Below are 23,790 nucleotides of genomic sequence, written 5' to 3' on the forward strand. Positions count from 1 at the left end.
CCCGCGCCGGTCCCCGCACGCGAGCCGCCCGGATCGTGCGTGAGGTCGCAGGAGTTGCGCGTTTCGCCGCTGCGCGAGAAATAGCCCCACCATGAGGTCGCGAAATCGGGCAGCGTGGTCTTGCCGATCACGATGGCGCCTGCTGCCTTCAGGCGCGAGACCACCGTCGCGTCGCGGGCTGGATGATGGTTCATGAAGGCGACATTACCGTCGCTCGTCGGGAGGTTCGCCGTGTCGATATTGTCTTTCAGCAGCACCGGAATGCCGTGCAGCGGCCCCTGCAGCTTGCCGGTTTCCGCCCCAGCGCGTCGTCGAGCGCGCCGACCCGCAGGTGTGCTTGCATGGACGCCTCGATTGGGTTTGTATTGCATCCGACCGTACTGAGCGCGTGACTCGAGTGTCAATCCTCGGATCCGGCCAATTGACTCACCAAGGAGGCTAGACGATGACTCTGCCCGGTTTTCTCGTCGACACTGCCTGGCTCAACGACCAGCTTGGCGCGACCGATCTTCGCATCCTCGATGCGACCGTCTTCCTGCACGTCAATACCGACGGCCCCGGTTACACCACCGAAAGCGGCCGCGCGAAGTTCGACGCCGGGCACCTCCCCGGTGCACAGTTCGTCGATCTGATCGAAGTCTTCTCGGATCAGACGTCCGCGGTCCGCTTCACGATGCCGTCCCCGCCCCGCTTCTGCGAGCTCGCCGGCGCGCTGGGCGTGGGCGACGACAGCCGGGTCGTCGTCTACAGCAGCGGCAGCCCGATGTGGGCGACCCGGCTGTGGTGGATGTTCCGCTCCGTTGGCTTCGATCAGTGCGCGGTGCTCAATGGCGGCCTGCCCAAATGGCAGCGCGAAGGACGGCCCGTCACGGTCAACGTGGCGCCGCCAACGCCGGCGCGCCTGACGTCGAAGGCGCAACCGGCTCTGTGGGCCGATCGTGATGCGATGCTCGCGGCGATGAACGACAGCGGTGTCTGCACGATCAATGCGCTGTCGCCGGCGGTCTACAGCGGCGAGAAGAACATGTATGGCCGCCCCGGCCACATCCCGGGCAGTGTCAATGTCTTCTACGACTGCCTCCTCGACCCGGCAGACGGCACCCTCCTGCCCGCCGCGCGCCTGAAGCCGCTGTTCGACTCGGTCGGCGCCTTCGGCAAGCCGCGCGTCATCTGCTATTGCGGGGGCGGGATCTCGGCGACGATGAACGCGCTCGCGCTGACGCTCGCCGGGCATCCCGACATCGCCGTCTACGACGGCTCGATGATGGAGTGGGTCGCCGATCCGGCGCTGCCGCTCGAGCTTGGCGCCCAGGCATAAAGCCAGGGAGCTGGCGAATTCATGAATAGTGCGGGCTGAAGCGTAGCAGCTGCGCTTGCATGAGGAAGGGGTGTAGTCGATCTGCGCAAGCAGGGCCACGCTGGATCGCCAATCGACGCGGTCGTCTTGCGCTGCCTGCCCAGGCGCGGCAGAGTTCAGCTTTCCTTCACTGGTTGCTGTCATGTATCAAAATCTTGCTGTTTTCGCAGCCTTTCTTCTGGTTTACAGCATCTTTGCCGGGCGCTTTGAGTCGCGCCTGCTCAACGGCCCGGCCATGTTCATGCTGGCGGGCTTGCTGCTCGGCCCGGCGGCGCTTGGCTTGCTGCACCTCGATGTCACCAAGGAGGCGATCAAGCTGCTGGCCGAACTCACCTTGGCCATCGTGCTGTTCAGTGATGCGGCCACCGCCAACCTCAAGGTGTTACGCGCCAATGACGGCTTACCGTTGCGGCTACTGCTGATCGGCCTGCCACTCACCTTGATCGGTGGTGGATTGGTTGGCTATTGGCTGTTTCCGCAAATACCGCTGCTGGAGCTCGCCTTGCTGGCCACCATGCTGGCACCCACCGATGCCGCCCTGGGCAAGGCCGTGGTCAGCAACCCGCAAGTCCCGGCGGCGGTGCGCGAAAGCTTGAACATAGAAAGCGGCCTGAATGACGGCATCTGCGTGCCGGTCCTGTTGGTGCTGATAGCGTTGACGGTGGATATCGAATCCCATGCCCCCCTCAACCTCGCATTGGCCTTTATCAGCGAGGAACTGGGCATTGGTGCCATGGTCGGCGTGAGCATGGCGCTGATTGCATGGCAACTGCTGCGGCTGTCGGCCAAGCACGGCTGGCAACTGCCACGCTGGTCACAACTGACTCTGCCGGGTTTGGCTTTGCTCTGTTTTGCCCTCGCGCAGGCGCTCGGCGGGAGCGGCTTCATTGCCGCCTTCGTCGGCGGCTTGCTCAGCGGCCATTTGCTCAACGAGCAAAAACATCACTTGCTGGACGCCAGTGAAGAACTCGCCAGCCTGTTCTCCGTACTCACGTGGCTGATTTTCGGCGCCTATGTGTTGCCGCTGGCCTGGAGCAGCTTTACCCCGGGCATCTGGCTCTATGCGCTGCTGAGCCTGACGCTGATTCGCATGGTGCCGGTCTATCTCAGTCTGCTCGGCACCAATCTCCCACGTGAAACGCGTCTGTTTGTCGGCTGGTTCGGTCCGCGCGGGCTGGCCAGCATCGTGTTTGCGGTAATGATCATGGACGTCCCACTGCAAGCCACGAAAACCCTGCTGGCGACGGTCATCTGCACCGTTTTGCTCAGCGTCATCCTGCACGGCATCAGCGCTAACCCTTGGGTGGCCAGTTTAGCGCGTCGACCAGGCGTGGCGTGACCGCCGCTCCGCGCCCTTCGCCAAGTGCGGCGCTGCTGCCGGGGGCACCGACGTGCTCGGCCGCGCGGTCTTTTATCGCGTGATTGCGGACGGAGCCTTGCTGCCCCGATCAGCGCGGCTGCATGCGGATACCGCCATCCATGCGGATACACTCGCCGTTGATGTAGTCGTTCTCGATGATCGCCACCGCCAGATGGGCGATTTCATCGGTATTGCCGAGGCGCTTCGGAAACAGCACCGATTCGCTGAGTGCCTTGACCGCGGGCGCGGGCAGGCCCTGGAACAGCGGAGTATCGATCAGCCCGGGCACGATGGTATTGCAGCGTATGCCATAGGAGGCGAGGTCGCGTGCAACCGGCAGCGTCAGCCCGACGATCCCGCCCTTGCTGGCGCTGTAGGCGGCCTGTCCGATCTGTCCTTCATAGGCTGCAACCGAGGCGGTGTTGATGATCACGCCGCGCACACCATCGCTGTTGACGGGTTCGTTCTTCGCCATCTGCTCGGCCGCAAGGCGCAACACGTTGAAGGTGCCGATCAGGTTGATATTGATCACCTTGGTGAAATCCGCGAGCGGAAACGCACCGTTCTTGCCGAGCGTCTTGACCGCGTTGCCGATACCGGCGTAATTGCAGCAGATATGCACCGCGGCGAAGCGCTCGATCACCGCGGCGATGCCGGCCTGCACCGATTCCTCGCTGGTGACGTTGACGTTCAGGTACCGCACGTTCGCGCCGAGTTCCGTCGCCAGCGCCGTGCCGCGCTGTTCGTTGAGATCGAAGATCGCGACCTTCGCGCCCATGCGCGCGAGGCGCCGCACGGTAGCCTCGCCCAGGCCCGATGCGCCACCGGTGATGATTGCCGTCTTTCCCGAAATATCCATGCTGTGCCTGCTCCTGTTGCGGGGTGTGTGGAAGTGAAAAATCCGTGGGAACTATTTGCCTTTCCAGTTCGGAGCGCGCTTTTCGGCGAACGCCGCGGCACCCTCGCGCGCATCCTCCGAGGCAAAAATCGGTACCGTGATCGCCTTTTGTCTGGACCACAATTCGGCCTCGGACCAGCTCGCCGAATCCCGAATGACCTGCTTGCTCGCAGCGGTAGCGAGTGGACCGTTGGCAACGATCGCCCTGGCGAGAGTCATGGCGCCCTCCAGCGCCGCGCCCGCAGGCACCACCCGGTTTACCAGGCCGAGCTCATACGCGCGCGCAGCGCTGATGAACTCGCCGGTGAGCGCCATTTCCATCGCTACCCGGTAGGGTGCGACACGTGGCAGGCGAACCAGTCCGCCAGCCGCTGCCACCAAGCCGCGCTTGGCCTCGGGTATGCCGAAACGGGCGTTGTCTCCGGTTACGGTCAGGTCGCAGGCCAGCATCAATTCGAATCCGCCGGCGAGCGCGTACCCCTCCACGGCCGCGATCAGCGGCTTTTGCGGTGGCGCCTCGGTGAGCCCACCAAAACCACGCTCCTCGATCTCCGGAAACTCACCGGTCAGAAACGACTTGAGGTCCATGCCCGAACAAAACGTGCCGCCCGCCCCGGTCAGCACGCCGACCCGCAGATCGGCGCGCCCGTCCAGCCTGTCCATGGCGGCCGCAATGCCCTGCGCAACCGCAAGATTGATGGCGTTCTTTGCCGCCGGGCGGTTGATCGTGACGGTCAGTACACCGTCTGATTCGCTGAGTAAGACTTCATCGGACATGTCAATTCTCCGTTTGCCAGTGCCGTCCGCATGACGGCGAAGCGGAATTTTCGTCGCTGCAGGCGCTCGTGTCCATCGCCGAACTTCGTTGCGGGCGCTGCACGGCGGATTTTGTCATCGCATCGGGCGCGATGCTAGCATGCGCCGTCGCGACTCGTGCCCAGGATACCGCCCCATGCCAAGACTCGCCGGTGCCGCGTTGCCGTTTGCGATGTTGCTGTTTTTCCTCGCGGGTTGTGGTGCTGACCCGGGGCCGCCAGCGCCCGTCGCAGCCGTTCGCCCGGTAAAGACGGTCACGGTCAGCGGCGGCTCGGCCGATGTGCGCCGCAGTTTTCCGGCGCGCATCGAAGCTGCGCGGCGTGCCGAACTGGGCTTCCGCGTGTCAGGGACGGTCAAGGAGTTGCTGTTCAAGGAAGGCGACAACGTACCCGAAGGCGCCACCATCGCCCGCCTCGATCCCACCGATTTCAGGATCGTGCTGGCGGATCGCCAGGCGGTGTTCGACAATGCGCAGCGCAATTTCAGACGGGCCAACGAACTGATCGGGGCCGGCAATATCTCCAAGCTCGACTTCGACCGCATGGAAGCGAATTTCAAATCCACCGAGGCCGCGCTCAAGCAGGCGCGCCAGGACCTCGCCTACACGGAATTGAAGGCCCCTTTCGCCGGCCGTCTTGCCAAGCGCTATGTCGAGCGTTTCGAGGAAGTCATGGCCAAGATGAGCGTGGTCAGCCTGCAACAAAGCGACGCACTCGACGTGAAAATCGACGTGCCGGAAGCACTGGTGCGCACCATTCGTGCCGAACGCGCCGAGGTTCCCGACGCCGCGCAACCACAAACCGAGGCATGGGCCGAGTTCGAGGGCATGCCCGAGCAGCGTTTTGCACTGACCGTGAAGGAGGTATCGACCCGGGCTGACCCACGGACCCAGACTTTCGAAGCCACCTTCAGCATGCCGAACCCCAAATCCATGGTGGTACTGCCCGGCATGACCGCCACCGTCACCATCGATTTTTCACGGATATCCGCAGTGGTCGAGCTGATCTGGCTGCCGGCAGCAGCGGTAGTCGCGGATGCGACCCTCTCCCCCCATGTCTGGCTGCTGGATCCGGTATCGCTCACGGTGAGCAAGCGCCCGGTACAGGTAGGCGATCTGCAGGGCGATCGCATCGCCATCACCGGCGGACTCCAAGGTGGCGAGGAAATCGTCGCGGTCGGTGCGAGCTACATGGCGCAGGGCATGAAAGTCTCGCGCATGAAGCAGAGCGAGCAGGCAGTGCCGCGCGCGGACGACCCGCGTTGATCCGCCCATGAATATCGGCGAGTACTCCGTTCACAACAAGGTCGTGTCGTGGCTGCTGATCGTGGTTATGGTGGGGGGCGGGATCTGGGGATTCGAGCGCATGGGCAAGCTCGAGGACCCCGCCTTCACCATCAAGCTGGCCAAGATCATGACCCGCTATCCCGGCGCATCGGCCGAGCAGGTACAGCAGGAAGTCACCTATCACCTCGAGGATGCGATTCAGCGCATGGAGCAGGTGAAAAACATAAAAATGACGGTATCGCGCCCGGGCCTGTCCGATATCCAGATCGAATTCAAGGACAAGTATCGCGCGCAGGATTTTCCCGACATCTACAACGAATTGCGCCGCAAGCTGGTCGATGTGCGCGGACGCCTCCCGCCCGGCGCCGCCGAACCGCAGGTGATCGACGATTTCGGTGACGTCTACGGTGTCTATGTCGTGCTCACCGGCGAGGGCTACAGCTGGCGCGACCTGTGGGACACCGCCGATCGCATCAAGCGCGAACTGGTGCTGGTGCCGGGTGTGCGCAAGGTCGTGATCGAAGGCGAGCAACGCGAAGTGGTCTACGTCGATATCTCGCGTGCGCGACTCGGCGAGCTGGGTGTTTCACCCACCCAGATCGCCGCAGTGCTGCAATCCCAGAATGTGGTCGCCGATGCCGGAAGGGTACGGATCGGCGACGAACTGCTGCGCATCGAGCCGAGCGGCGAATTTGCATCCGTGGCATCCATCGGCGACGTGCTGATCAGTTCCGGCGAGCAGCGGCTGGTTTTCCTGCGCGACATCGCAACCATCACCCGTGCCTACGAAGACATTCCGGGGAAGATGTATTACGTCAACGGCAAACCCGGGCTCACGCTCGGAATTTCCATGCTTGGCGGCGAAAACGTGGTCGCCATTGGCGAGCAGTTGCAGGCCCGCTTCGACGCCATGACCACCATCATTCCGGTAGGCATGGAGATTACCCCGATCTATGACCAGCCGCGGGAAGTGGCGGGATCGGTCAGAGGATTCATGCTCGGCGTTGCGCAGGCGGTCGCGATCGTGCTGGTGGTGCTGCTGTTGTTCATGGGGCTGCGCACCGGGATCGTCATCGGCGCGGTATTGCTGATCACCGTGAGCGGCACGCTGTTCCTGATGCATCTCAACGGCATTGAATTGCAGCGCGTTTCGCTCGGTGCGCTCGTGATCGCACTCGGCATGCTGGTCGACAACGCGATCGTGGTGGCCGAGGGAATGCTGGTGCGCATGCAGGCGGGCATGTCCGCGACTGCCGCTGCGCGCGAATGCGTCGGCAAAACCATCTGGCCCCTGCTTGGCGGCACCGCGATCGGGATCCTGGCGTTCTCTGCCATCGGACTCTCACCGGATTCAACCGGTGAATTCGCAGGCTCTCTCTTCTGGGTGATCCTGATCTCGCTGTCGTTGTCATGGCTGACCGCAATCAGCACCACTCCCCTGCTGTGCGCATGGCTGTTGCGTGCGGGAACGCCCGCCAACGCCGGCACCGCCCCCTACGGCAGCATTTTCTTTCGTGTCTACCGCGCGAGCGTCGCGCTGGCAATCAAGCATCGCTGGGCGACACTGGGGCTCGTCGGCGGCCTGTTCTTCGTGGCACTGATCGGCTTTGGCTCGGTAAAGCACGGGTTCTTCCCCGATGCAAACGCCTCGCTGTTCTTTGTCGACATCTGGGAGCCGGAAGGCAGCGACATTCGCATGACGCGGCGTGACGCACTGCAAGTCAGCCGCTTTTTGCAACAACAGGAAGGCGTGCTCCGTGCCTCGGCGGTGATCGGCGGTGGGCACCAGCGCTTCACTCTCGTTTACGACGCGAAGGAACCCTCACGCGCCTATGCACAGATCGTCGTCCAGACCGACAGCCGGGAGCGCATCGAAGCAGTTTGGGCGAAAGCCGACCGCTTCCTGCGCGAGGAGTTGCCCTGGACCGACCCGATCATCAAGCCGCTGCGGATCGGTCCCGGACGCGACAGCAAGATCGAGGCACGCTTCAGCGGACCCGATCCGCTGGTGTTACGCGATTTGTCGGAGCAGGCCAAGGCGATCATGCGCGCGGACCCCGAGGCGAAGGAAATACGCGACGACTGGCGGGCGCCGGTCAAGGTGGTTCGCCCGCTGTTCAACGAGCAGATCGGACGCCAGCTCGGCATCAGCCGCGAGGCCGTGGCGGGTTCCCTGCAGTATGCCTTCGACGGCACCCAGGTTGGCCTCTACCGTGACGGTGTGCACCTGCTGCCGATACTGATGCGCGCACCCGAGGCAGAGCGTGGCGATATCAGCAACCTGCGCGATATCCGCGTCTGGAGCCCGATACTCGCGCAATCGGTGCCGGTGTCGCAGGTAGTATCGGGATTCGAAACAAGCTGGGAAAATTCGCTGTTGCGCAGCCGCAACCGCCAGCTGACGATCATCGCCTCCTGCAACCCGAGCGGAGAACCCGGTGCGGACCTGTTCGAGCGCCTGCGCGAACGCATCGAGCAGGTCGAACTGCCACCCGGATACGCGCTCGCCTGGGGCGGCGAACACGAAGATTCGCAAAAAGCCAGCCAGGGCCTTTCGGGGGCCTTGCCGATGGGCTTCCTGCTGATGATCCTTACCAGCATCCTGTTGTTTGGCAAGTTGCGCCAGCCCTTGATCATCTGGCTGACCGTGCCGCTCGCCATCATCGGCATTACCGCCGGCCTCCTGGGCGCTGATGGCGCCTTCGACTTCATGTCCTTGCTCGGTGCCCTGTCACTGGTCGGACTGTTGATCAAGAACGCCATCGTGCTGATCGAGGAGATCGATCAGCAGATTGAATCGGGCAAGGATGGACTCGAAGCGATACTGGATTCCGCGGTCAGCCGCATGCGTCCGGTGCTGCTGGCAGCCGTCACCACCATCCTCGGGCTGATCCCGCTGCTTCCGGATGTGTTCTTCGTCAACATGGCCATCACCATCATGGCCGGTCTCGGCTTTGCGACGGTGCTGACGCTGATCGTGGTGCCGACACTGTATGCGCTGCTGTTTCGCATCGCGGCAACGTCGCGGGCCTAGCTGCGACAGCGTGACAGCGCGATCCACCCGTGCCCCGGGCTGCTTCATCGCCTGAACCACGGCTTGCCGGCGTCAAAAAATAATCGCGCCACAATGTTTTTCCGTTGCGGTGCACTTGTTCCCGGCGGCGCTGAACCGTACCCTGTGTACCCCGCGCAAGGCAGACTTCGATGAGCACCGAGCACCCTTTCGATGCACTGACCCCGGATACCGTGATCGACGCCATCGAAAGCACCGGTCGCTTGAGCGACCTGCGTATCTTCGCGCTCAACAGTTATGAAAACCGTGTCTACCAGGTTGGTATCGAGGGCGAGGCGCCGTTGATCGTGAAGTTCTACCGTCCCGGGCGCTGGAGCGACGCATCGATCCTCGAGGAACATGCCTTCAGTCGTGAATTGCTGGATGCCGAACTGCCGGTGATTGCGCCGCTGGTGGATGACAATGGACAGACGCTGCTGGATTTCGCCGGTTTTCGTTTCACGCTGTTTCCGCGGATCGGCGGACACGTTCCCGAACTCGACCAGCCGGAACAGTTGCTGTCATTGGGGCGCATCCTCGGGCGCATGCACGCGATCGGCGCGAGTCGTGCGTTCAGCGCGCGCCCCCGGGTCGATATCGAGAGTTACGCGCAGGCGAGCTTCGAGCTGATCGAGCAGCACTTCATTCCTGCCGAGCTGAAGACCTCCTATGTCACGCTGTGCGAATCGCTGCTGGGACGCCTGCGTGAACTGTATCGTCCCGAGCAACTCACCCTGATCCGCAGCCACGGCGACCTGCACCCGGGCAATATTCTCTGCCGTGACGGCGCCTTGTGCCTGGTGGATCTCGACGATTGCCGCAGCGCGCCCGCGATGCAGGACATCTGGATGCTGCTGTCCGGTGAGCGACCCGAGCGCATGGCGCAATTGACCGAGATCGTGGACGGCTACGAGGAGTTCCACGACTTTCCCGCCTCCGAACTGCCCCTGATCGAGCCGCTGCGCACGCTGCGCCTGATGCACTACGCGGCCTGGCTCGCGGCGCGCTGGCACGATCCGGCATTTCCGAAATATTTTCCCTGGTTCAACACGCCGCGTTACTGGTCGGAACACGTACTCGAACTGCGCGAACAGCTAGCTGCGCTCGACGAGGAACCGTTGCGCTTGTATCGTTGATCCTTGGATTGCCTGCGGCCAGTTTTCCCGGCGTCTGAACGAAAGCCTGGAAGAGAGAGCGGTGTCTCAATCCAGCCAGCCGGGTACCGGCAGGTTCTTGCGGCGCAGGAACGAGGGGTTGAAGAGCCTGCTCTGGTAGCGGGTGCCATAATCGCACAGGATGGTGACGATCGTATGCCCGGGCCCGAGTTCGTGCGCCAGCCGCACGGCCCCGGCAATATTGATCGCCGAGGAACCGCCGAGACACAAACCCTCGTGCTGCAGCAGATCGAAAATATAGGGCAGCGCTTCGGCATCCGGCACCTGGCAGGCAAAATCGATCTGCGCGCCTTCGAGATTGGCGGTGATCCGCGTCTGGCCGATCCCCTCGGTGATCGAATCACCCTCGCCGCGCAGTTCGCCATTGGTGTAATAGTTGTACAACGCCGCGCCCATCGGATCGGCCAAGCCGATCCGCACCGCGGGATTGTGGCTCTTCAGGCAATTGGCCACTCCGGCCAGCGTGCCACCGGTACCCACCGAGCAGATGAAGCCGTCGACCTTGCCGGCCGTTTGCCGCCAGATTTCGGCGCCGGTGGTGTCGCGATGCATGTCACGGTTGGCGGTGTTGTCGAACTGGTTGGCCCACACTGCGCCGTGCTCCTCGCGCCCGGCGAGTTCCCCGGCAAGGCGTCCCGAGACTTTCACATAGTGATTGGGATCGCTCGACGGCGCCGCGGGTACCAGCTTCACATCGGCCCCGCACAGCATCAGCATGTCGATTTTTTCCGGGCTCTGGGTTTCCGGTATCACGATCGTGGTGCGGTAACCGAGCGCATTGCCCAGCAGGCACAACCCGATACCGGTGTTGCCGGCCGTTCCCTCCACGATCCGGCCACCGGGGCGAAGCACGCCGCGGCGCTCGGCGTCGCGGATGATGCCAAGCGCGGTGCGATCCTTTACCGAGCCACCCGGATTGAGGAATTCCGCCTTGCCCAGGATCTCGCAGCCGGTGAGCTTTGAGGCGTGGCGCAACCGTACCAGCGGCGTGTTGCCCACCAATCCTGTCAATCCATCGCTGTAGTCCATCAAATGATCCGATAAACGTCTGTGCGAAGCACTATACCCGTTCCGGCGCGCTGCTCGCCATCGCGCGCAGGCGACTCATCCCGGCCTGGTCGGGGGCAAATATCCCGTGCTCGCAGATCAGTGCGCTGACCAGGCGGGCAGGCGTCACGTCGAACGCGAAATTCACCGCCGCGCTGCCGGGAGGCGCTGCACGCACCCGCTGCAGGCTGCCATCGGCGCCGGCGCCTTCGTGCATCAGCACTTCGGCGCCATCGCGGGCCTCGATTTCGATTTCCGCGACGCCGTTGTCGAGTTCCCAGTCGATGGTCGAGCACGGCAGCGCGACATAGAACGGCACCCCGTTGTCGACCGCGGCCAGCGCCTTGGCATAGGTGCCGATCTTGTTGCACACATCACCGCTGCCGGTGGTGCGATCGCTGCCGACCAGGCAAAGATCGACCATGCCGCGCTGCATCAGGTGCGCAGCACAATTGTCGACCACGATACTGTGCGCGATCCCCGCCTGTCCGAGTTCCCAGGCCGTGAGCCGGGCACCCTGGTTGCGCGGGCGCGTTTCATCGACCCAGACATGCAACTCCATGCCCGCGGCAGCGGCCCGATACAACGGCGCGAGCGCGGTACCCCAGGCACCGGTGGCAAGCCAGCCGGCATTGCAGTGGGTCAGCACATCGAGACGCCCGCGGGCGCGCGCGCGCGGCGAGTGCGCCGCGACGCGCAACAACTCGAAGCCCTGCTCGCCGATGCGCTCGCAGCACCGGTGCTCCGCGTTTTGCAGGGCGCGGGCATGAACGAGCGCGGCATCGGCGCGCGCTGCGAGTGGCAAAGCCTCGAGCAGGCGCAACATCCCGGCCACCGCCCAGCGCAGGTTGACGGCCGTCGGGCGACTCGCCAGCAGTTCGCTCGCGGCACTGCGCAGCGCAACGTCACCGGCATCGGCATGCGCCGCGAGCGCCATTCCCGCCGCTGCGGCAACACCGATCAACGGAGCCCCGCGTACCTGCATGTCGCGGATCACGCGGGCGCACGCGCTCACGCTGTCGACCGTCAGAAACCGCACCGTAAACGGCAGTACGGTTTGATCGAGCACCTCGAAGGCACTGCCATCCGCACCCATCAGCAACGGCGGGAAGCGCTCCCAGGCCGGGATCTGCGCTGCCTCAGAATGCGATGAACCAGACATAGCCAACTACCACCAGGATGCCAAGAAGATTGAGTCCAAAGCCGGCACGGATCATCGCGCCCAACGGTACGCAACCGCTGCCGTAGGCGATGGCGTTGGGCGGTGTCGCCACCGGCAACATGAAACCGCAGCTTGCGGAGAGGGTTGCGACCATGAATACCGGCAGCGGCTCGAGGCCGCTGGCAGTGCAGACGACCGCGAGTATCGGCATGATTGCACTTGCCGCCGCGGTGTTGCTGGTGAGTTCGCCGGAAAACACGATCACGGCAGCCAGCAGCACCATCATCGAGCCCGGGCCGAGTTCACCGAGCTTCCCGATCAGCGCAGCAATCGGTACGTCAGCGCCCGAACTCGTGATCGCGGCCGCCAGACTGAGGCCACCTCCGAACAGCAGCAGGATATCCCACGGCAGACCCCGCGCGGTATTCCAGTCGAGCAAGCGCGTTCCGTCTGCATCCCCTGCGGGCAGAATGAACAATGCCATCGCACCGAGCAATGCGATCAGCGCATCATCGAGTCCCGGCAGGTTCAGCCACAAAGCCAGTTGTGGTCGCAGCACCCAGCCACCGGCAACCAGGGCAAACACCGCTCCGACGCGCCACTCGGCACTACCGGCCGGACCAAGATCACGCAGCCTGATCCGCAGCGCCTGCCTGCCCCCGGCAAATTGCCCGTTGCCCAGGCGAAAGGCGCCAAAGCACAACCACAGCCAGGTGAGCGGCAGCAATATCAGCACCACCGGAAGCCCCACGCGCAGCCATTGCAGCATCGTGATATCCATGGAGTAATGGGCACGCATGAAGCCCGCCATCACCAGGTTCGGCGGCGTCCCGATCGGTGTCGCCATACCGCCAATCGATGCCGCATAGGCAATGCCCAGCATCAGCGCCGCGGCAAAGCCATCGGTTGCGTTCGCCGGCGCGCGCTCCTCGCGCCAGGTCTGCACCACGCTGAGACCGATTGGGGCGAGCATCATCATGGTGGCGGTGTTGGACAGCCACATCGACAGCAAGGCGGTTGCCAGCATGAAGCCCGCGATCAACTGCCGCTGTCCCGAGCCCATCGCGACGAGCATCGCCAGGGCGATGCGTCGATGCAGCCCCCAGCGCTGCATCGCCAGCCCGAGCATGAACCCCCCCATGAACAAATACACGACGTTGCTGGCATAAGGGGCCGACGCGGCGGCAAAACCGAGCGAGGTGAACAATGGCAGGATCACCAACGGCAACAGCGAAGTGACGGCGAGCGGAACTGCCTCGCTCATCCACCACAGAGCCATCCACAGCGCCATTCCGAGAACCACACGCGCATCCGTACCGATGCCCTGCCCCGCCAGCAGCACGAAAGCCGTCATCGCGAGCGGACCGGCGACCAGTCCGGCACGCCGGACGGCACTGCCGATCCGCGCCAGTCTCGTTCGCGGATCCGGATTCAATGGTCGAACCAGCGCGCCGGTGTCAGTTTTGAAGTACGGCCCCTGGCAGGCGATTGAGGCCGGCGTTCGGAAAGCGGCAACTCTCCATCCACAGCGGCCAGTCGCTGGGAAGCATGCGAAAGACGCTCTCCTCGAGTGCCTGACGTTCGTTCGCGTCGCGCAAACCGATCTCCTGATCGACGACGACATAGCGGCGCGCAGCCTCCTGCCATACGATCGGGTCCGCGCAGTGGCTCGCCCAGATGATGACGTTGTGCAGCGGCTGAAGAACTTCTGGTGTCATTGAATTGTCTTCCGGATGGCTAAGCACTCTTGCAATTCAAAAACAATGCCATGTATTAATGACTTTAATTAGGAGCCATAGTTTATTGTTTTTTAAGCGAATATTTCTATTGAAATGAAGGGCTTTCGAGAACCCGTCGGAAACATGACATCAGCTGAGCGCTTTGGGCACGCGGGGTTGAATATCTGCCTTCTTTTTTTTTGCCGTGCCCTGCGAAACTACGGTTGCTTTTGCCAGACGATGCCAACGCTGTCAAAGCCGTTCTCGTAACTGTGCTCGATATACAACTCGGCGAACGCCGCATCCCGCACGTTGATGAATGTTTTTCCACGCGACAGTTCCACGATGAAATCCTTGCGATCGAGCCCGGATACAAGCGTATCGAGGGCCAGGCTATCGCCGAGAATCCGGGCATTCCAGAACTGCTCGGCCAGCTCGCGGCCGGCCGCAATGACCTCCTCTTGCCCAAGCGCAGCCGGAGCTCGAACCGAGCGGAACGCAAGCGAACCGAGATGGTCGCAGCCACCATAGCCAAACGTGGTACTGCCCCCGTCCGGCAACGCCCAATTCACCTCGCGTTTTTCCCTGGCGAGCACGCCACCGGGATATCGCGTGTTGGCGTTCTGCAGTACCGCCTGCTCCTGCTCCTGGCTGAATGCGCACACCTGCGCGTGCAAGCTTGGCGAGATCGCCAAGAATATCGCCAAGGCCAGGCCGCCGATGCCGGTGGCAGGCAGCGCGGGAATAAACTGCTTGTGCATCGAATGCTCCGGAATGCCATCGGGAACCGGTGACAGTTTATTCAATTCAGGATGCCGCGGGACAGCCTGACTGATCCACAACTCCTGCCGGGAAATCCGCTTGCCTGCCCCCCGATTCCAGCCGCCCTTCAAATGGCTTTCTAGAAGTTGTACGCAACATCCACGCCGTACATGCGCGGCGGGATGCGCCAGGCGGGCGTCGAATTGACCGCTGAACCGTTGCCAAACACCGTGAGCACTTCCTCATCGCTCAGGTTGGAACCCCACAAGGCAAGCTCCCAGCTCGTATCGCTGCTGAACCAGCTGAGGCGCGCGTTGGTCAGCGCGTAGTCGGGCACCTCGCCGCGAGTGACATCGATGCGGTCGTCGCTCCATGTGTAGTCGACCCGCGCCTGCAGCTCTCCCATCTCACCGAGCGTCTTGCTGTATTGCAGGCTCAGGTTGTATTTGTGCTTGGGGCTCTCGGCACGCGGCTCACCGGTCAGATCGTCCTCGGGGGTCTCGCCCGCTGCCGGAATGATTTCGTACTTGGTGAACTCGGTGTCGAGGTAAGCGTAATTGCCGGCGAGCATCCAGCTGTCGTTGATCATCCATGCCATCTCGGTTTCGAAGCCGTAGGCATCGGCATCGGCATTGCGCAGGTTGTAACTCGGGATCGGCTGGCCGATCAGCTCGAGCGTCTGCAGGTTCTGGTAATCGTAATAGAACACGGCGGAACTGAACTGCATCGCCCCGTCGAGCACCGTTCCCTTCATCCCGAGCTCGTAATTGATGACTTCCTCCGAATCGTAGGAAGTCGAGATGTCCGGACCGAAATTCAGGCTGTTGAAGCCACCGGATTTGAAGCCTGTCGCGACGCTGGCATAGCCCATGACCTCATCCGTGAAATGGTAATCCAGCACCACCCGACCCGACACCGAACCCCAGTTGTCGCTTTCGGTCTCGTCGAGCAACGGTTGACCGCCGTTGAAGAACGCGATGCCGAACGGAACACCCGGTACCAGCTCGTTCTGATAGGCCGTATAGAGATCGAAAGTCTTGTCATCGTAGGTGTAGCGCATGCCGACCGAGAGATTGCTGCGATCGTTGAGACTCCAGGTCGTGTCACCGTAGACGGCCATGCTGGTGTAGTCGCCCTTGCTGTCGACTGTCTCGGTCCACGGATCGGCATAACCTGCCATGATGCGCGGTTGCAGCGCGGTCAGAAGCTCGCCTACCGTCTGCGTGACACCGGGCAGGCTCGAAATAAAGAACGATGCCGCAATGCCGTCGCAGTTCTGGCCCACGCAGTTCACGCCGTAAAGCGCATTCAGCAGCGGGTTCAGCGCGTTCAGGGTCGGATTGGTACCGGTGCGCGCACTGGCACGAAACGCCGGGATTTCCTCCGGCAGAATCACCATCCCGAGCTGATCAAATACCGGCGGCAGCGCAAAGCTCTCGAAAGTCGTCATCATGAAATTCGCATCCGTGGTATGCGTGACCTTTTCGTTGGTGTATCCCGCGCCGACGGTCCACTTCACCCGCTCGTTGGCGCCGGTCAGGCGGAACTCCTGGGAAAAGAATTCACTGTCTTCGGGATTTGATGAGGCGAAATAGAAATCCACGTTGTTCGATCCGTCGAGGTCTTCGAGCAACTCGGTCTGGAACTCGCGCCAACCGGTGATCGAGGTAAACAGCATGTCGCCGATCTCGTGATTGATCTCGACGCTCGCCGTGTACAGTTCGCGCTTTTCCTGTTGCTTGGGTGCGTCATAGGCCACGTCGCCGAAATTGTCATGTTTGTGTCCCGGGTTCGCTGCCTCCCAGACCGCGGCATTGGTGGTATGCAGGACGCCGGACTCCTGGTCCATGTCCTCGTAGCCCGTGCGCAGGATAACTTCGGTCGTATCGCTGGCATTCCAGAGCAATGCCACCCGGACATTCTTCTTGTCCTCGTTGTTCAGATCATCGCCGTGGAGATTATCCATGTAGCCATCACGGCTGCGCAGGCTGGCGCTGAGACGCATGGCCACGCTCTCGCCGAGCGGGGTGTTGTAGATCAGCTCGGCATCGGCGCGGTCGTAGTTGCCGGCCCTCAGCGTGACCTCGCCCTCGGTCTCGAAGGAGGGTTTCGGAGTGATGATGTGGATCGCACCACCGGTGGCGTTGCGCCCGAACAGCGTACCCTGCGGTCCTTTCAGGATCTCGATGCGCTCGATATCGATCAGCGCTGCCTCGGCGCCGGCACCGCGCGCGGCGTAGACCCCGTCCACATACACCGCAATCGCCGGGTCGGAGCCGATCGTCCAGTCGTTGGTCTCGATGCCGCGGATGCTGTAGGTCGGCTGCAGGCTCTTGTCGTTGTTCATGTCCACCCCGGCCGTGAAGCGCCCGACATCGGATAGCGAGCGAGTCCCCAGCTGACCGAGCGCCTCACCCGTGTACGCAGTGATCGCGATCGGCACGTCCATCACGTTTTCCGCGCGCTTCTGTGCGGTAACCAGCACCTCCTCGATGAGCTGTGCCTGCGCACACTGTACCGCGGCAACCATCAGCAGCGGAGCAAATCGTTTGTTCATGGTGTTCTCCGGTGGCAGGCGCCTTCGGCGTCCCGTGATTATTGGTTGTTCGACCGTGCTAATCATAGGTGCTGCAGGGGAATGTTTCTATGCGACGAGAAAAAAGCGAAGGAAACCGCCGGCGTGCTCCGTCAAACCAGCAACCCACCATGAGGAGATGCCGATGAACACGACACTGAAATCACTGCTGCTGACAGCCCTGATCGGCTCTGCCTTGCCGGTCACGGCGCAGACGGATCCAGGCCAGATGCCGCCCGATGGGCCTCACCGGCGCCATATGAGCCCCGAGCAACACACCGAGCGCATGAGCAGGGACCTCGATCTGTCGCCGGAACAGATCAGTTCGGTGACCGAGATAAACAACCGCTTTGCGGAGCAGATGCGTGCGCTGCGCGAACCCGAGGAAGTGCGACAGGCACGTCGTGAAGCGGTCCGCAAGCTGATGGAACAGCATGACCAGGAGCTGCGCAAGGTGCTGGACGACACGCAATATGCCAAGTGGGAACAGGAGCGCCGCGCCATGAAGGAAAAACGAGCGCAGCGCGGACGTGGCATGCAAGCCGGGGAAGCCGCTCCCTAGGAAGTCATTCCCTGCCGCTCGGTTCGCGCCTCGCTGCGCCTGCGTGCCGTTCCTGGCGCAACATCAGCACGCCAGCCAGCACTGCACCGAGCGCAACCACCCCGATGATGATCGAGGCAAGCGCGTTGATATCCGGTGTGACGCCAAGCTTCACCTTGGAGAAAATCAGCATCGGCAGCGTATTGGCGCCCGGACCGCTGACAAAACTGGCAATCACCAGGTCATCGAGCGACAGGGTGAATGCCAGCAACCAGCCCGACACCAGGGCCGGTGCAATACCCGGAATGGTGATATCGAACAGGACCCGGAACGGCCGGCCACCGAGATCCATCGCCGCCTCCTCGAGCGATGAATCACGATCCGCGAGCCGTGACTGCACGATCACCGCGACATAGGCCATGCAGAAGGTGGTGTGGGCGATCGTGATCGTCATCGCCCCGCGCGCATCCGGCCAACCGATAACGGCCTGCATACTCACGAACAACAGCAGCAAGGACAGGCCGGTGATCACTTCGGGCATCACCAGCGGCGCCACGATCATGCCGGTGAACAGGGTGCGCCCGGCAAATCGCCCGACCCGTGCCAGCGCCAGCGCCGCCAGCGCGCCCAGCACCGTCGCGGCACTGGCGCTGATCACCGCGATGCGCACACTGAGCAGCGCGGCCTCGATCACCTGGTCGTTGTCCAGCAGCGCCGCATACCAGCGCCACGAAAACCCACCCCAGGTGCTGCTTATCCGCGAGGCATTGAAAGAGTTCAGTACCAGCAGCACGATCGGGAGGTACAAAAAGGCGTAGCCAAACGCCAGCGCGCCATACAGCGTCAACGCGCGGCGCCTCACGAGGGCTCCCGCAACTGGCTGCGCTGGAACAGCATGAACGGCACCACCACGATCAGCAGCAGCATCGTCGCGACGGCCGCTGCCAGCGGCCAGTCGCGATTGATGAAGAACTCGTCATACAGCGTACGCCCGATCATCAGCGTGTCGAGCCCCCCCAGCAGGCTCGGGATCACGAACTCGCCGAGCGCCGGGATGAACACCAGCAGCGAACCGGCCATGATTCCCGGCAGCGACAGCGGCAAGGTCACATCACGGAACACCGCCAGCGGACGCCCCCCGAGATCCTCGGCAGCCTCGCGCAACTCGATATCCAGCTTTTCCAGTACCGCATAGAGCGGCAGGATCATGAACGGCAGATAGGTGTACACAATGCCGATATAAACCGCGAAATCGGTATACATCAGCGCCAGCGGCCGTTCGATCAGACCCAGCGAGAGCAACAGCGAGTTGATCGCTCCATGCGTGCCAAGCATGCCCATCCAGGCATAGACACGCAGCAGAAACGAGGTCCAGAACGGCAGTATCACCAGCAGCAGCAGGATGTTGCGCCAGGCTCCCCGCGCCTGCGCTATGGCGTAGGCCATCGGATAGCCGATCAGCAGGCACGCCAGCGTGGAGAAAAAAGCGATGCGCAGCGAACCGACGTAACTGAGCAGGTAGAGCTCGTCCTGGAACAGCGCGCGATAGTTGTCGAGGGTCGCGCCCAGCGTGAGCGCGCCATCGGCACCGCGTCCGAAAAGCGCCGTGAACGGCGGTTGTGCGATCAGCGGGTCGGAAAAGCTGATCTTGAAAACCAGTCCGAACGGCGCCAGGAAAAACACCAGCAGCCATGCCATCGGCAGCAGGATCACGAACGCACGGTAGGCTCGCCGCCCCGGGCGCAGCGCGGATGGATTCATTCGCGAAGCACCACCGAACTGCCGCGATCCCAGGACAGGTACACCTGCTGGTCCCATTCGAGCACCCGCTCGGCGGCACGTACCCGGTTTTGCGCACTGACCTGCAGCATATGACCGGCAGCGCAACGCACACGGTAGACGGACTGTCCGCCGTAGTACGCGAAATCCTCTACTACACCGGCAAGCACACAGTGCCCGTCGTCACCCGGGGGCTCCTTGCTGATGCGGATTTTCTCGGGGCGCACCGCCATCCACACCCGATCTCCCTGGACCACGCCTTGCGTCTCGCGCGCTTCGAATCGGGTTGCCGTCTGGGTACAATCGAGCAGCAACCTGCCGTTCCCGCACTCGCTGACGCGGCATTCGAACATGTTGGTGGTACCGACGAAATCCGCCACGAAACGATTTGTCGGGTATTCGTAGACCCTGAGCGGCGTGTCCACCTGCACCAGCCGGCCGCGATCCATCACCGCGATGCGCGAGGCGAGCGTCATCGCCTCCTCCTGGTCATGGGTCACCACGAGAAAGGTCGTGCCGAGCTGGTACTGGATGTTCATCAGTTCGAACTGGGTGTGCTCGCGCAGCTTCTTGTCGAGTGCCGCCAGCGGTTCGTCGAGCAGCAATACCTGCGGACGCTTGATCAGCGCGCGCGCCAGTGCCACACGCTGACGCTGGCCTCCGGACAACTGGTCGGGTTTGCGGCGCGCGAGAGTCCCGAGCTGCACCAGCGCCAGCATCTCCGCAACCCGCTCGGCGATGGCGGCCTTCGCAAGACCCTCCTTCTTCAGGCCGTAGGCGATGTTCTGCTCCACGTTCATGTGCGGAAACACCGCATAGGATTGGAACATCATGTTCACCGGCCGCTCATAGGGCGGCGTGGTGGTCATGTCGATACCATCGATCAGGATGCGCCCGTTGCTCGGTTTCTCGAAGCCCGCGAGCATCCGCAGCAAGGTGGATTTCCCGCACCCCGAGCCTCCGAGGATCACGAATATCTCGCCGCGGCGGATGGAGAGATTCACATCCTCCACCGCGCTGATCTCGCCAAAGCGCTTCCCGAGCCCCTCGAGACGGATTACTTCCTGCTGTCCCGCTGCAGCGTCCCCGTCCGGCATCGCCGTGGTGGAAATCATGGAGCGCCCGCCGCCATTCCGGTTTTTACCCGTGACCAGCTGCGCGAACGCAAGCGCTCGATCTTGGGCGGCAGCACGTGCGTGGTGTGCAGGCGTTGCATCACCTTGGCGTCCGGGTAGACAGCCGGGTCATTGCGCAGGCGCTCATCGACCAGCGGCGTCGCCGCGGCATTGGCATTCGCATAGCCCACAAAATTTGTCACGGCGGCAATGACCTCGGGTCGCAACAGGTAATTGAGGAACCGGTGCGCATTGTCGGGGTGGCGTGCATCGACAGGTATATAGGCTGCATCGAACCAGGCCGGCATACCCTCGATCGGCATATCAAAAGCCAGATCGACATCGAGACCCGCCTCGCGCGCACGCGTCTTCGCCACCGAATAATCGCCCGACCAGCTCATCGCAATGCAGACCTCCTCGCTCGGCAGGTCGATCAGCATTTTCTGGCTGCTGAAGTAGCGGATATAGGGGCGGATCGCCTTCAGCAGATCCTCGGCGGCACGCAGTTCCTCGGGCTGTACCGAATTCGCATCGTGACCAAGATAGATCAAGGCCATTGGCAGCACATCGGTCGGGGAATCCAGCAGCGTGACTCCGCAGTCGGCGAAACGCGAGACGACATCGGGCCGGAACACCAGGTCCGCACTGTTCACCGGCGCGTCCGGCATGCGCTGAAGAATCTTGCGCCTGTTGTAGGTAAAGCCCGTGGTGCCCCAGGTATAAGGCACACCGTAGCGCAGTCCGGGATCGAATTCCCCGTAGGTGGCAAGAATGCGCGGATCGAGATTGTGCCAGTTGTCGAGCTTCGTCTTGTCCAGCGGCTGCATGATGCCTACCGGAATCAGGCGGGCCGTGAACGAGGCGGAGTGGAACACGATATCGTAGCCGGTGCCGCCGGCCATCAGCTTGGTGTCGACGATCTCGCTCGAATCATAGATATCGTAATTGACCTTGATGCCGGTCTCGCGCTCGAAATTGGCGAGCGTATCGGGCGCGATGTAATCGGCCCAATTGTAGATGTTGAGCAACGGTTGCTCGGCCGCCAGGCCAATGCCCGGAACAGAACATCCGAGCAGCAGTCCCGCGAGGGATCCGCACAGCGAGCGGCTCACGCCCTACATGCCCTCGAGGCCACGCTTTTCGAGACTGCTGGCGATGATCATGCGCTGGATCTCGCTGGTTCCCTCCCAGATACGGTCGACCCGCAACTCGCGAAAAAACCGCTCCGCGGCATACTCGCGCATATAACCGCGACCGCCGAAGATCTGCACCGCCCGATCGGCCACCCGGTTGGCCATTTCCGAGCAATAGAGCTTCACCATCGAACAGCGCGTGTGCAGCGATTTCAGATCCTCGCCGCGATCATGTGCGCGCGCCGCCTCGTAGAGCATCAGGCGCGCGGCCCACAGCTCGGTGACACTGTCGGCGAACATGAACTGGATGACCTGCTGCTGCCCCAGCGGTTCGCCATTGACCATCCGCGTGCGCGCGAAGGCGGAAGCCTCCTCGATCAGGCGCGCCGCGGCACCGCAGCAGCGCGCGGCAATCATCAGGCGCTCGTGACGGAACCAGCTGCGGGTATAGCCCATCCCGGCCCCTTCCTCGCCGATGCGCTCCGCCGAGGCCACGAATACATTGTCGAAGCGATAGGTCGGATGGTGCGAGGCAAAAGTGTGGGTGAACAGGGGTGAGCGCACCATCGTTACGCCGGGTGCATCGATCGGCATGAAAAACAACGCGTGCTCGCCGTTGGCGAGCTTTGCCTGCAGAAAGAAGAAATCCGCCAGGTTTGCCGAGGTCACGAACCATTTCTCGCCGTTGATGAGATAGCCACCTTCGCAGCGCGTGGCCGTGCTGTCGATGCTCTCCCACGACCCGGATTCCGCTTCGGTGATTGCGTAGCACTCGCGCATGGTGCCCGCCATCAGCGGGCGGATATAACGCTCGATCTGTGCGGCGGAACAGGCCTCGAACATCCAGTGCTGCGCCTCGGAAAAACACCAGCACAGGGCATTGGTGACGCGCCCCAGCTGTTCCCAGACCGCGCACTGCTCCTCGATACCAAGCCCGAGACCGCCATGCTCGAGCGCGATGTCCATGCGCGGCAGGCCAAGCTCCACCGCGATTCGCGCGTGGCGCGCGGCAATTTCCCGCGGCAGTTCGCCCGCGTGCATTTCCGCGTGCACCTCCCACGGGATCAGTTCCTCGTCGACAAAGGCGCGCGCGCGGTCGCGCCAGGTGGAAGCCGATTCGTTGAGCATGACATCCATTTATTGTTCTCCGTTGATTGACCCTCGAACCGCGCTCCCGTCGCGATCAGCTGCCGCGATCGAAGTGGCGCGGAAAGATCCGTGCAAGATACTCGAGGCAGATCCGCCGCGCACCCTTGCGATCCATTTCCTCGGGGCAAACCAGTATATCGAGCCACAAACCGTTGGTCAGCGCCGAATAGGTCACCGCCACCAGCTTTGGTTCGACGTCGCTGTAACCACCCTCGGCAACCAGTTGCGTGCACAACCCGCACAGTTCCTCGTCTATCGCGCGATCGACCTCGGCGCAGATCCTGCGGTAGGTTGGCCGGGTCTTGGTCTCGCCCCAGAACGCGAACCATACCGACAGCTTCCCGCGCTGCACCACCCTGGTGCTGAAATCGAAGTCCACCAGCGCCGCCAGCCGCTCGGCGGCCGAGCGATCGCCATCGAGTATACGCCGCCAGCCGGCACGGTACTCCTCGGCGATGCTGCGCAGCGTTTCGATCAGCAGTTTCTGCTTGGTGTCGAAATGCAGGTTGACGATACCGAGACTCAGCCCGGCTTCGCGGGTGATTTCCTGCATCGTGACGCCGGCCAGTCCGCTGCGCGAGATGCACTTGATGGTTGCGGCAATGAGCTGGCTCCGCCGGCGTTCGCGCGCCGCATCGCGTTTGCCTGCACCGCGAGTCAATGAATTGCCGCCGACTCCGTCGCTGGGGACGGCAGCGATGTCCGCTGCGCCAACTGCCATGCCTTTGCTACTCCCGGGACGGACACCGCCGCCCGCCAAAAAACCCGAAATCCCCGTTGCAAGCCGGCCATACCGTAGCACCAGCGCATCCAACAAACAACATTTAATGAATGATCATTCATTCATTGAAATTGGACACGATGCC

The 23,790-nt window shown here is 62.7% G+C and carries 20 protein-coding genes and 1 pseudogene; 6 read left to right on the forward strand and 15 right to left on the reverse strand.

Annotated elements, in window-relative coordinates:
- Positions 1-2 precede the first annotated feature (2 nt).
- Positions 3-371 (reverse strand): annotated as a pseudogene (locus IPF49_01565) (hypothetical protein).
- Between the two features lie 74 nt (positions 372-445).
- On the opposite strand from IPF49_01565, the gene IPF49_01570 reads away from it, so the two are divergent.
- A complete protein-coding gene (locus IPF49_01570) occupies positions 446-1,318 on the forward strand; it encodes a sulfurtransferase (GenBank protein ID MBK6286334.1) in 873 nt (290 codons plus the stop codon).
- A 181-nt stretch (positions 1,319-1,499) separates the two neighbouring features.
- Complete coding sequence (locus IPF49_01575; GenBank protein ID MBK6286335.1) at positions 1,500-2,696, forward strand: cation:proton antiporter; 1,197 nt, start codon at positions 1,500-1,502, stop codon at positions 2,694-2,696.
- Positions 2,697-2,805: 109 nt separating this feature from the next.
- On the opposite strand, the gene IPF49_01580 is transcribed toward IPF49_01575, so the two are convergent.
- Entirely contained in the window at positions 2,806-3,576 is a 771-nt protein-coding gene (locus tag IPF49_01580) for a 3-hydroxyacyl-CoA dehydrogenase (GenBank protein MBK6286336.1), read from the reverse strand.
- 51 nt (positions 3,577-3,627) lie between these two features.
- Positions 3,628-4,392, reverse strand: a complete 765-nt coding sequence (locus tag IPF49_01585) for a crotonase/enoyl-CoA hydratase family protein (protein MBK6286337.1) — start codon at positions 4,390-4,392, stop codon at positions 3,628-3,630.
- A gap of 217 nt (positions 4,393-4,609) precedes the next feature.
- Between IPF49_01585 and IPF49_01590 the strand changes: the two genes are divergently transcribed.
- The 3 genes from IPF49_01590 to IPF49_01600 all read left to right on the forward strand — a co-directional run bounded on the left by IPF49_01590 (position 4,610) and on the right by IPF49_01600 (position 9,904).
- Positions 4,610-5,695: an efflux RND transporter periplasmic adaptor subunit gene (locus IPF49_01590; GenBank protein ID MBK6286338.1), complete on the forward strand. Its 1,086-nt coding sequence runs from the start codon at positions 4,610-4,612 to the stop codon at positions 5,693-5,695.
- A gap of 7 nt (positions 5,696-5,702) precedes the next feature.
- Entirely contained in the window at positions 5,703-8,750 is a 3,048-nt protein-coding gene (locus IPF49_01595; protein ID MBK6286339.1) for an efflux RND transporter permease subunit, read from the forward strand.
- 170 nt (positions 8,751-8,920) lie between these two features.
- Positions 8,921-9,904 (forward strand): serine/threonine protein kinase, encoded by a 984-nt coding sequence (locus IPF49_01600; protein ID MBK6286340.1) that lies wholly within the window; start codon positions 8,921-8,923, stop codon positions 9,902-9,904.
- A gap of 66 nt (positions 9,905-9,970) precedes the next feature.
- On the opposite strand, the gene IPF49_01605 is transcribed toward IPF49_01600, so the two are convergent.
- From IPF49_01605 to IPF49_01630, 6 genes are all read right to left on the reverse strand, one after another.
- Positions 9,971-10,972, reverse strand: a complete 1,002-nt coding sequence (locus IPF49_01605) for a cysteine synthase A (GenBank protein MBK6286341.1) — start codon at positions 10,970-10,972, stop codon at positions 9,971-9,973.
- Between the two features lie 31 nt (positions 10,973-11,003).
- Positions 11,004-12,086 (reverse strand): S-methyl-5-thioribose-1-phosphate isomerase, encoded by a 1,083-nt coding sequence (gene mtnA, locus IPF49_01610; protein ID MBK6286342.1) that lies wholly within the window; start codon positions 12,084-12,086, stop codon positions 11,004-11,006.
- A gap of 43 nt (positions 12,087-12,129) precedes the next feature.
- Positions 12,130-13,587 (reverse strand): SLC13/DASS family transporter, encoded by a 1,458-nt coding sequence (locus tag IPF49_01615; protein ID MBK6286343.1) that lies wholly within the window; start codon positions 13,585-13,587, stop codon positions 12,130-12,132.
- A gap of 22 nt (positions 13,588-13,609) precedes the next feature.
- Positions 13,610-13,870 (reverse strand): hypothetical protein, encoded by a 261-nt coding sequence (locus tag IPF49_01620; GenBank protein ID MBK6286344.1) that lies wholly within the window; start codon positions 13,868-13,870, stop codon positions 13,610-13,612.
- Positions 13,871-14,088: 218 nt separating this feature from the next.
- Entirely contained in the window at positions 14,089-14,631 is a 543-nt protein-coding gene (locus IPF49_01625) for a hypothetical protein (protein ID MBK6286345.1), read from the reverse strand.
- 140 nt (positions 14,632-14,771) lie between these two features.
- On the reverse strand, positions 14,772-17,189 hold the full coding sequence (locus IPF49_01630) for a TonB-dependent receptor (protein ID MBK6286346.1): 2,418 nt from the start codon (positions 17,187-17,189) through the stop codon (positions 14,772-14,774).
- 163 nt (positions 17,190-17,352) lie between these two features.
- On the opposite strand from IPF49_01630, the gene IPF49_01635 reads away from it, so the two are divergent.
- Complete coding sequence (locus tag IPF49_01635; protein MBK6286347.1) at positions 17,353-17,769, forward strand: hypothetical protein; 417 nt, start codon at positions 17,353-17,355, stop codon at positions 17,767-17,769.
- A gap of 4 nt (positions 17,770-17,773) precedes the next feature.
- Here the strand turns inward: IPF49_01635 and IPF49_01640 are convergent, their stop codons facing one another.
- Genes IPF49_01640 through IPF49_01665 form a run of 6 tightly spaced genes read right to left on the reverse strand, consistent with a single transcriptional unit; the run spans position 17,774 to position 23,645 of the window.
- Positions 17,774-18,610 carry an ABC transporter permease subunit gene (locus IPF49_01640; GenBank protein ID MBK6286348.1) on the reverse strand — a complete coding sequence of 279 codons (837 nt, stop codon included), beginning with the start codon at positions 18,608-18,610 and terminating at the stop codon, positions 17,774-17,776.
- On the reverse strand, positions 18,607-19,509 hold the full coding sequence (locus IPF49_01645) for an ABC transporter permease subunit (GenBank protein MBK6286349.1): 903 nt from the start codon (positions 19,507-19,509) through the stop codon (positions 18,607-18,609). Before IPF49_01645 ends, IPF49_01640 begins: the two co-directional genes overlap by 4 nt.
- Entirely contained in the window at positions 19,506-20,642 is a 1,137-nt protein-coding gene (locus IPF49_01650) for an ABC transporter ATP-binding protein (GenBank protein ID MBK6286350.1), read from the reverse strand. Before IPF49_01650 ends, IPF49_01645 begins: the two co-directional genes overlap by 4 nt.
- On the reverse strand, positions 20,639-21,754 hold the full coding sequence (locus IPF49_01655; GenBank protein ID MBK6286351.1) for a polyamine ABC transporter substrate-binding protein: 1,116 nt from the start codon (positions 21,752-21,754) through the stop codon (positions 20,639-20,641). Before IPF49_01655 ends, IPF49_01650 begins: the two co-directional genes overlap by 4 nt.
- A 3-nt stretch (positions 21,755-21,757) precedes the next feature.
- Positions 21,758-22,912, reverse strand: coding sequence for an acyl-CoA/acyl-ACP dehydrogenase (locus tag IPF49_01660; GenBank protein ID MBK6286352.1), 1,155 nt, complete (start codon positions 22,910-22,912; stop codon positions 21,758-21,760).
- 46 nt (positions 22,913-22,958) lie between these two features.
- On the reverse strand, positions 22,959-23,645 hold the full coding sequence (locus IPF49_01665; GenBank protein MBK6286353.1) for a TetR family transcriptional regulator C-terminal domain-containing protein: 687 nt from the start codon (positions 23,643-23,645) through the stop codon (positions 22,959-22,961).
- Between the last annotated feature and the right edge of the window lie 145 nt (positions 23,646-23,790).

Source organism: Gammaproteobacteria bacterium, assembly GCA_016705365.1.
Taxonomy (GTDB): Bacteria; Pseudomonadota; Gammaproteobacteria; order Pseudomonadales; family UBA5518; genus UBA5518.

Coding starts and splice junctions, on each gene's coding strand:
- IPF49_01635 (MBK6286347.1), top strand. CDS start 17,353: ATGAACACGACACTGAAATCACTGCTGCTGACAGCCCTGATCGGCTCT.
- IPF49_01570 (MBK6286334.1), top strand. CDS start 446: ATGACTCTGCCCGGTTTTCTCGTCGACACTGCCTGGCTCAACGACCAG.
- IPF49_01660 (MBK6286352.1), bottom strand. CDS start 22,912: ATGGATGTCATGCTCAACGAATCGGCTTCCACCTGGCGCGACCGCGCG.
- IPF49_01595 (MBK6286339.1), top strand. CDS start 5,703: ATGAATATCGGCGAGTACTCCGTTCACAACAAGGTCGTGTCGTGGCTG.
- IPF49_01605 (MBK6286341.1), bottom strand. CDS start 10,972: ATGGACTACAGCGATGGATTGACAGGATTGGTGGGCAACACGCCGCTG.
- IPF49_01580 (MBK6286336.1), bottom strand. CDS start 3,576: ATGGATATTTCGGGAAAGACGGCAATCATCACCGGTGGCGCATCGGGC.
- IPF49_01650 (MBK6286350.1), bottom strand. CDS start 20,642: ATGATTTCCACCACGGCGATGCCGGACGGGGACGCTGCAGCGGGACAG.
- IPF49_01625 (MBK6286345.1), bottom strand. CDS start 14,631: ATGCACAAGCAGTTTATTCCCGCGCTGCCTGCCACCGGCATCGGCGGC.
- IPF49_01645 (MBK6286349.1), bottom strand. CDS start 19,509: ATGAATCCATCCGCGCTGCGCCCGGGGCGGCGAGCCTACCGTGCGTTC.
- IPF49_01620 (MBK6286344.1), bottom strand. CDS start 13,870: ATGACACCAGAAGTTCTTCAGCCGCTGCACAACGTCATCATCTGGGCG.
- IPF49_01630 (MBK6286346.1), bottom strand. CDS start 17,189: ATGAACAAACGATTTGCTCCGCTGCTGATGGTTGCCGCGGTACAGTGT.
- IPF49_01585 (MBK6286337.1), bottom strand. CDS start 4,392: ATGTCCGATGAAGTCTTACTCAGCGAATCAGACGGTGTACTGACCGTC.
- mtnA (MBK6286342.1), bottom strand. CDS start 12,086: ATGGGTGCGGATGGCAGTGCCTTCGAGGTGCTCGATCAAACCGTACTG.
- IPF49_01665 (MBK6286353.1), bottom strand. CDS start 23,645: ATGGCAGTTGGCGCAGCGGACATCGCTGCCGTCCCCAGCGACGGAGTC.
- IPF49_01575 (MBK6286335.1), top strand. CDS start 1,500: ATGTATCAAAATCTTGCTGTTTTCGCAGCCTTTCTTCTGGTTTACAGC.
- IPF49_01600 (MBK6286340.1), top strand. CDS start 8,921: ATGAGCACCGAGCACCCTTTCGATGCACTGACCCCGGATACCGTGATC.